The organism is Candidatus Bathyarchaeota archaeon (genome assembly GCA_026014725.1).
Classification (GTDB): domain Archaea; phylum Thermoproteota; class Bathyarchaeia; order Bathyarchaeales; family Bathycorpusculaceae; genus Bathycorpusculum.
The window spans coordinates 1-7,434 of record JAOZHV010000034.1; the positions used below are offsets into that span (position 1 = coordinate 1).

A 7,434-nucleotide genomic window follows, 5' to 3' on the forward strand; every position below is an offset into this window, starting at 1 on the left:
AACCCTTCCAAACCGAAAGTGCCAGTCAGACCCAAAGTAGCTCGCATACCCGCTCACTTCTATATTTCACCAACATGAAGATTTAAGAACTTGCACTCCCCTCTAAAGAGCACAAAACTTCCTAATCTTATCCCTAAGCATGAATATAGGCTCCCAATCGATGTCCATCTTCCTAAGATCAACTACTATCAGGTCCTCTATCAAAGGATGAAGAAAATCATCAAGCTTCCTCTTAATTATAGTCGAATTCGCATGGGATTCAATCTCATAAATGACAAAGGTATCGAGATCAATTACATCACAAACGGCTTCATTTATCGGCTGCTCAGTCTTAAAATGGTGTCCAGCCTCTGTTAACAGATTGCAAATGACAAGCTTGGCGACTCTATGGCTGAATGACTCATTTGCAGCATGAAATTTGACTGCATCCATATCTCTAAGGCTAATCCCTAAAGTCTTCAATGCTCTCCAATTCTTTCTTATCAGTTGCTCTCGATTCATGCATTAATTTGACGCAGAAAGAATTTTTACTTTAATTGAGGAGAAGCTTTTCCGTTTATTCTGTTTTGAAACGGCACTGACACAACAAATAACAGTGCTAACTGTCTATTCTTGAAAGGAAATATTGGCAACACACATGTTCCTAACCTATTTTTAATCTCACCGTGAAATCTATCTCATGATTACGGAATCAAAAATCATCGCAAATCCTGAATTCCTGTCAAACTCCTATTTGCCTGAGCAGCTTTCATTCAGAGAGAAGGAAGAAGCTCTGCTTCTTGCCAATCTGAAGAATTTCACCAACACTTTGGTTACTGGCTCGTATGGTTCTGGCAAGACAACTCTGATAAGAAAAGTGTTCAGCAAGCTTAGAAATGAGAACTCTGCAGTCTATGTTGATTGTGGGGTTTATCAGACCACTTACAGCATTCTCAAGGAGATCATCCCCACTAGTCAACTCGTCTTCTACAGAAGCAACTACGAGCTTACTAAGGAGTTGCAGAAATTCCTAAAAAAGGGCAAGTTTGCGGTCTGCCTGGACAATTTCGGGTATATTAAAGACAAGGGCCTCATTGGCAGATTCATAAGTATGGGTATATGCGTTGTCCTCGTGACCGATAGCATTGAGGACTTTGAGTCACTTGCACAAAGCATCCGTTCTAACATGCTCAGCATAATAAAATTGCCAGACTACAGTTCAGAACAGGGATTCACAATATTGAAGAACAGAGCTGAAAAGGCGCTGACTAAGTGGAGTTACACTGATGCTGTACTCAGGAAAATTGCTGAGAAGTCTGTAGGAAATCTTGCATTTGCAATAAATGCGCTTAAAGTGGCTGCGTTGAAGGCAGAAAGCGAGGGCAAAAGAACGATTGAAGAAACGGATGTAGAGATAGAAAACGACTGCCCGACAAGATTGAGCGCGGACGAAAAGACGATAATGAAGATTATGGAGCAGTGGAAGAGCCTACCGGCTAGCAGGCTATATGAGTACTATCTTCAAAATGCAAGGTATCCGAAAGGAGCGAGGTCTTTCCGAAACTATATGGAAAGTCTGAATAGAAAGGGTTTCGTCAAGGCAATTGGTGAGAAAAGGGGACGGGTTTACGAAATTGGAGGTGGAGAAAATGTTCAAAGTCACGATAAAATGCAGGGATGAAGCGGAAAATCTTGCAAAGAGGCTGGATAGAGATTTTCAAATATTCAAAGTATGGGTATACGATGGCGCTGCCTACGCTTCGTTAGGTCTGAAATCAATATGCGACTTGGCTGAACTTAGAAAGCTAGCTGGTGAAGGTTTCAGATGCATCAAAATCGAGAAAATGAAGAAGCAGTGGAGGATATAGTCAATGTACTGTGTAAAGATTTGGATGACAAAGTTCTTGAGTAAATGCCTGAGTGGTTTCAACGAATCCTGAATGCCTGTCTTGAAGTGCTGTGTTAAATGAATCTATCGAATATTGATTGCTCAGACTTATTTACTTCTAGCACTGTTTCATGAAGATTATTCTAGAACCACGATATTTTAAGGAATGAATAACAATAAGAATAGGTGGTGCATTGATTCAAGCTGCAATTGCTTACAAAATGTCTAAAATCAAAGAAGCGTATCTGGAACTCAAGAAAGAAAAGGCTGGAAACTTTCCATGCGATACTGGCGCCATTACTTATTATTTTTCTGCAATTTTTCCGTTGCTATCCAAAAGACCCAGGACCAAATATTCTCCGCCACTGGGTTTAGTTATGACCCCTCACTCTTAGACAAAGTGCAAGATATGTGCTTTTGGGACATAGACATAATTGACCAATCAGAAAATCCAAGAAGATATGTGGGAGTAGGGAGAAGAAGCCGACCTCAAAGCGTTCATTCAGCAAAATGATTAGCGAAGAAAAAGGGGAACCGTATTTTCCGCGAATTTGGGTTGATAAAATCGAAGAGTCTTGGGAGGAAGCTAAGGGAGAATTTGCTTCTTTTGGGCGACGATACAGAAGGTTAAGAGACGCTTTTGTGGATGTGGAAGATAAAGTTAAGATTGGATGAGTAGTGCTAGTTGGGTTAGCAGAAGGTGTCAATAATCTTGCGAAGGGAAGTAAGACCCTTCAAGATGAAATGAGCAACGGAATTAAGGGCATCAGCGATAGGTATCACGTAATTTCAATTGGGTTATTTGCTGTCTTAGTATTCGTGCTGGCTACTGGAATTTTCGGTTTCTTGATATATCTAAATGTGTTGCTCCGTGCGCCTTCTACCTTTTTCTATTTCTTTGTTAGGGGTGTGCACAATTTAAAATGGTTTTGAGTATTGTTTTGTTATGGAAGCCTGTGAGGTTGTCAGGCTTGTCGTCAACAAAGCAATCGTATCTGCAGACCCCCGGAGGCGTGGAAATCCAGGTTACGGGCGCCTTAGAGCCTTGAGAGTGCTCGTCTACGCTAGACTGAAAGGATTGGAGAACGACACCCGCATAGTTGAACACCTCAAAAAACATGAGTTCGCAGCCAAGACACTGGGGTTACGTACCGTGCCAGATAGAACCACCGTTGGCAGGTGGTGGAGGCGCTACCTCAGCCTTCTTGAGGAGACCTTCGACAAGATAGCCGGCATGCTTCAACTCGTCGCGCCAGCCACTTTTCTAATAGTTGACTCAACGCCGCTTGTGGACCTCTACGACATGGAAGCAGGCTGGGGCTATACGAGCAGGGGAAAGTTTAGAGGCTTCAAGCTTCACGTAACCGTGAATCAGTTGGGGCTACCGTTGAAGGCGGTAGTTACGCCAGGTAACCGTTATGACTCACCGTTTCTTCCAGAGCTCATTGAGGATTTGGAGGCACAGTACGTTTTGGCTGACGCGGGCTACGACTCGAAAACAAATGACAGAGCAGTCAAAACCATCGATGCCGAGCCTGTTATTGCTTCCAATCCTAGGCGGGGTAAGCGCAGGAAGATCGAGCATGGAGAGTTGTTGAGAGCTAAGCGCTACTTGGTGGAGCAGTTTAACGGGCATGTCAAAGGCAACGTGTTGAAAGAATGCTGGATCAGGCCTAGAGGCTTGGTGAAGAAGACTGCGATGGTCACGGCTGGGCTCATAAGCATAGATGCAAGTGCCATGAAAGCAATGATCAAGGGCGAAACTAGCCTGAAAGCAGTAAGCCAGTACTGGGATTAACCCCTAATAAACTGAATGGTGCGGGTCAAGACTAGGAAATCTTGGTGATAGCCGGGTTAACCCCGTACTGCTCACTAACTCATTCAGCGGAGAAACTATAAAAAACGAATTGTGCACACCCCTATCTTTGTTTTTAGCGCCGTTTTTGCAACTTTGGTCGCCTATTCTATTATTCGAAGCGGGAAACAGAGAGCTTTGATGAAACACAGCCCCAAGAGAGACATTACGACTTCAGATAAAACTGAACCCTAATTTGATATGGTCTGCATAATTCAGGAATAAAGGAAAGCATTTGCGAGGCGTTCCAACAAGATGCTCAGTTGGTGTTTGCTACAGCTCTTAACAAGGAATTCAATACTTCAGGCTTCTCTACAAGCTCTGTTATAAGCCTGTCCGCTTTTTCTCTTGCCACATCTATTTGTACTGCTGTCCTAGCATCCAAACACAGTCCGCAGTTTATGCAAAACTTTGCATCGGGGGAATTTCTGCTTCTGCATCTTGGGCAGACCAAAGGCTTGAGCTCTTGCCCTGTCCTATCTTCAGTAACTTGCATTCCATTCAGCTTAAACAGTGCATTGTCAACATCCCTGCCTGAAAGATGAACATAAACTGAAGCCATATCCGACGCCTGCACCCACCCAAAATATTGTTTCATCTGCGCTTCCGTTAAGTAATTTGCCAGATGAGTAGCTCTAGAGTGCCTGAATAGATGCGGATGTACCCTTTTGCCTATTCCGCATTTTTCTGCGAGATTTCTCAGAGTATCCTTTGCTGTTGGGTAGGTTAGAACTGTATTGCGTCTCCTTGTCCCGATTGTCACCCACAAAGCCGCATCCGGATTTGATCGCAAGGGATGATTTTCAACCCATTGACTCAACTTCGGCGCAGAAAGAATCACCCTGACTCTTCTCTGACCTGTTTTACCATTAACAATAAGAACTGCACCAAAGCTGTCGAATTGGACGTGCTTCAGCTGCAGCGTGAGTAACTCGCCTATTCTGCAGCCAGACTCGTAGAGAACAAGTACAAATGCCTTGTCTCTCAGGTTATCTGCTGCATCTACCATTCTCATTATTTCCTCCGGTGACAGGATCTCTTCCGGCAGTTTGTTCCTCGTTTTGGCTGTCGATTTGATCCACCTGACCTCGTCCGGATAGCTCTCACTCTTTCTGAACCAACGAAAGAAGATCTTGAGCATAATCTTGTAGTCACGTTTTGTCCATTCTGAGTAGCCGTTCGATTCAATCCTTTGGACTATGTCAGCAACATCGTCCTTTGTCACTTCTTGAAAAGTAGTATCAAACCACTGTGCTATCCTAAAAAGTGTGTCAAGATACTTCACAATTCTGGCATTGCTAAGGCCATGTATAACGCATTCGCGATGAAAATCCAAAAGTGCCTTCTTGTTCCCCTCGCAAATGTTGGACGATACAATTCTATCCAAAATCCTGCTCTTCGCTCTGTCATAATTGTATATTGCATCTTTCAAGCTCACACAATCACTTTGCTCCTTGCTGGCTTAAGGGTTAGGGACATGTGATTGTGCCATAACGCCCAGGGCGGACGAAAAGACACGGTCACACATCTAACACATGTATAATCTCTTCCGTTTCCGTTATTTCGTGGAATTTACGGAATTATATCCATGTTTGATTTTGAAGTCATAAATTAATTTGTATACTTTATTACAGTTTTAGCCCAGAAGAAGTTTAGCTACAACCATTGGGGTAAGTACCAATTACTTTTCGAGAACAATAAAGAGACTTGTTCTCAGTTGTGGGATTAAGTATGTTACTATTCTATAAAAGATATTTCTGTTCCAATATGCAGTAAACAGTTCGATTTTTCTTATTTTAAATTTAGTCCTTCCAACAAGGTTCTTGAAATTTTTGATGCCCCATGAGTACAAGTGGGTATGTCTCCTCTCTGGTTTTTGAGAGTATAGGAAATGTTGCAATCCTGTCATGTTGGGAGTAGTTATTATTAGAACGCCTTTTTGCTTGAGTATTCTAAAACATTCTTTTAGAAAAGCGAGAGGGTTTTCGAGATGCTCTATGACTTCTCCTGCCACTATGTTTTCGGCATAGTTTGAGGGGAATGGGTACGGCATCTTGTCTAAGTTATGGACAACATCCACGTTTTCATTCTTCGAAATATCAACACCGATGACTTCTATATCAGGATTTTGTAGCAGGAATTTGTGCAGGTTACCATCAGCAGAGCCAAAATCAAGCGTCAGTCCTGAATTGAGATTTTCACAAATCATTCGGAATCGTTTCTCTTGAGGATTAAAAATTGTGACCAAAAGCTTTTCACCATATTATAATAATATTCGATAGTATTAGAATAGGTTAGAGTGTTTATTACAGGAAAAACTGGCAATGAACAAGTATAACCTATTTATTCTTACTGAATCCCAAAAAATCTAATGCATGCCAGCCGAGATTATTGCCGATCCAGAAGTTTTGGAAGAGGATTACATTCCACAGAGTGTTCCATGCAGAGATGTGCAGAGGGCGGAACTTGTTGATTGCTTATCGCCTTTCAAGAAGAGAATTAAACCCTGTGACTGTTTGTGTCATGGGCAATCTGGAACTGGTAAAACTACTCTTGTAAAGTATGTGCTTGAGCAAATTGAGGAGAATACAATTGCACGAGCATTCTATGTGAATTGCTGGGAGAACAGGACACTGAGCACGGTACTTGACAAGCTACTTGAGCAAGCTGATCTTATAGTGTCAGAGGTTGGCTATACCGCAAAAGTGGCAAGGTTAAAAGAGAGAATTGGAGGAAAGGTTTGTATTATTGCTCTTGACGAAGTGGATAAGATTGGTAGGAAAGAGCTGGATGATATTCTTTATATTCTGAAAGATCTCGGCAAAGTTGGCATTGTGTGCATTTCCAATACGAGACGATATGTGCTTACTCTTGATCCCAGAATAATGTCAAGACTAAACTTAAGGTCAATCAACTTTCCTAAATACTCGGATGCTGAATTGCTGGCTATCCTTAAGTATAGAGTTGAGGATTGTCGTGCTCTTTACCCCAAAACTTGCTCCGAGGAATTATTGAAGAAAATAGCTGATTTGGCAGCTGGAGATGCGAGGATAGCAATACAGACTCTAAGAGGCGCAGCATGCAATGCTGAACGCGCAAACAAATCCAGGATTACATATGAAGATGTGGGCAGAGGGTTTGAAGAAGTTAAAGAGATTAAGAAGAAATATGATCTTGAAGCGTTGACCCCGCACCATAGGCTAATTCTGACTATTCTGAAGGAGCATGGAGAAATATCTTCAACTGAATTTCACGGTCTCTACAAAAAAGAGGCAGATAAGCAAGGGTTGAAGGCCAAGTCGCAGAGGAGCTTCAACAAGTATATTGCTGATCTGATTAAGTTGAATCGTATTGAAGTTGATAGGGCTAAAATGCGAGGTAATGTAAGATTATTTCGCTGTGTTTGAGTTATTCCGTGAGCGTTGGCACTTCTAAACTCAGGAACCTTCCATAAAATTAGAAAGGGAAAGAGGATTGAGCTTGTTTCAGGTTATTATATGACTCTTGAATATTTGTTACAGATTCGCTTGAAATGCTTCTGTCTCATTGAACACAAAGTCAAACCATATTCATGCTTAGGGATAAGATTAGGAAGTTTTGTGCTCTTTAGAGGGGAGTGCAAGTTCTTAAATCTTCATGTTGGTGAAATATAGAAGTGAGCGGGTATGCGAGCTACTTTGGGTCTGACTGGCACTTTCGGTTTGGAAGGGTT

9 protein-coding genes are annotated in these 7,434 nt (G+C 42.1%); 6 read left to right on the forward strand and 3 right to left on the reverse strand.

Going from position 1 to position 7,434, the window contains the following annotated elements:
• Nucleotides 1–102: 102 nt before the first annotated feature.
• The gene (locus NWE95_07205) at nt 103–432 is read right to left on the reverse strand and encodes a hypothetical protein (GenBank protein ID MCW4003681.1); all 330 of its coding nucleotides are present in this window, start codon (nt 430–432) and stop codon (nt 103–105) included.
• 247 nt (nt 433–679) lie between these two features.
• Between NWE95_07205 and NWE95_07210 the strand changes: the two genes are divergently transcribed.
• The 5 genes from NWE95_07210 to NWE95_07230 all read left to right on the forward strand — a co-directional run bounded on the left by NWE95_07210 (nt 680) and on the right by NWE95_07230 (nt 3,665).
• Nucleotides 680–1,660: an AAA family ATPase gene (locus NWE95_07210; GenBank protein ID MCW4003682.1), complete on the forward strand. Its 981-nt coding sequence runs from the start codon at nt 680–682 to the stop codon at nt 1,658–1,660.
• Nucleotides 1,629–1,847, forward strand: coding sequence for a hypothetical protein (locus tag NWE95_07215; protein MCW4003683.1), 219 nt, complete (start codon nt 1,629–1,631; stop codon nt 1,845–1,847). The genes NWE95_07210 and NWE95_07215 overlap by 32 nt, the downstream gene beginning before the upstream one ends.
• Nucleotides 1,848–2,061: 214 nt before the next feature.
• Nucleotides 2,062–2,262, forward strand: coding sequence for a hypothetical protein (locus tag NWE95_07220; protein ID MCW4003684.1), 201 nt, complete (start codon nt 2,062–2,064; stop codon nt 2,260–2,262).
• Nucleotides 2,263–2,377: 115 nt separating this feature from the next.
• A complete protein-coding gene (locus NWE95_07225; protein ID MCW4003685.1) occupies nt 2,378–2,542 on the forward strand; it encodes a hypothetical protein in 165 nt (54 codons plus the stop codon).
• Between the two features lie 559 nt (nt 2,543–3,101).
• Entirely contained in the window at nt 3,102–3,665 is a 564-nt protein-coding gene (locus tag NWE95_07230; protein MCW4003686.1) for a transposase, read from the forward strand.
• A 316-nt stretch (nt 3,666–3,981) separates the two neighbouring features.
• Here the strand turns inward: NWE95_07230 and NWE95_07235 are convergent, their stop codons facing one another.
• Together NWE95_07235 and NWE95_07240 are read right to left on the reverse strand one after the other, a co-directional pair.
• Nucleotides 3,982–5,154 carry a site-specific integrase gene (locus NWE95_07235; GenBank protein ID MCW4003687.1) on the reverse strand — a complete coding sequence of 391 codons (1,173 nt, stop codon included), beginning with the start codon at nt 5,152–5,154 and terminating at the stop codon, nt 3,982–3,984.
• Between the two features lie 249 nt (nt 5,155–5,403).
• Entirely contained in the window at nt 5,404–5,931 is a 528-nt protein-coding gene (locus tag NWE95_07240; GenBank protein ID MCW4003688.1) for a class I SAM-dependent methyltransferase, read from the reverse strand.
• 166 nt (nt 5,932–6,097) lie between these two features.
• Here NWE95_07240 and NWE95_07245 point away from each other — a divergent pair, with 166 nt between their 5' ends.
• Nucleotides 6,098–7,129 (forward strand): AAA family ATPase, encoded by a 1,032-nt coding sequence (locus NWE95_07245; GenBank protein MCW4003689.1) that lies wholly within the window; start codon nt 6,098–6,100, stop codon nt 7,127–7,129.
• Nucleotides 7,130–7,434 lie beyond the last annotated feature (305 nt).